The organism is Photorhabdus kayaii (assembly GCF_025384895.1).
GTDB lineage: Bacteria > Pseudomonadota > Gammaproteobacteria > Enterobacterales > Enterobacteriaceae > Photorhabdus > Photorhabdus kayaii.
Map to the genome: position 1 here is coordinate 1 of NZ_JAJAFZ010000221.1, position 632 is coordinate 632.

Here is a 632-nt window from a genome sequence, read left to right on the forward strand (position 1 = left end):
AACAAAGCGGATTTTAAAACCGAACACCATAGCGTGAGTATCAGCACGGGCGGCTCAACAGGCGGCATGTTACTCAGTAATATGGCGGCCAATACCCTGGGCGGCGCTAACCGGGAAGGCCACGCCCAAAGCACCACTCACGCCGCGGTCAGTGACGGTACCCTGATTATCCGGGACAAAGATAACCAGCAACAGGATATCACTACCCTGAGCCGGGATACCGACCATGCCAACAATGCTCTCAGCCCTATCTTTGACAAAGAGAAAGAGCAACAACGACTGAAACAGGCCCAACTGATTGGCGAAATCAGTGCGCAGGTGATTGATATCGCCAGTACCGAAGGGGCAATTATCGCCACCAAAGCGGCCCACGCCAAACTGGAAAACATCAGTGACCCGGATAGAGAAGCGGCCATAAAAGTACTGAAGGATAAAGGTAAAACTGACATCACCCCGGAACAAATTAAAGACCAGATTTACAAGACCGCCTATAACCAGGCGTTGAATGAATCTGGCCTGGGCACCGGTGGAAAATACCACACCGCTTTACAGGCGGCTACCGCGGCCATTCAGGGACTCGCTGGCGGAAATATGGGTCAGGCACTGGCGGGCGGCGCTTCTCCTTATCTGGC

General features: G+C 53.5%; 1 pseudogene. It reads left to right on the forward strand.

The window, feature by feature from the left end:
• Positions 1 to 632 (forward strand): annotated as a pseudogene (locus LGZ98_RS24010) (hemagglutinin repeat-containing protein); the annotation flags it as partial.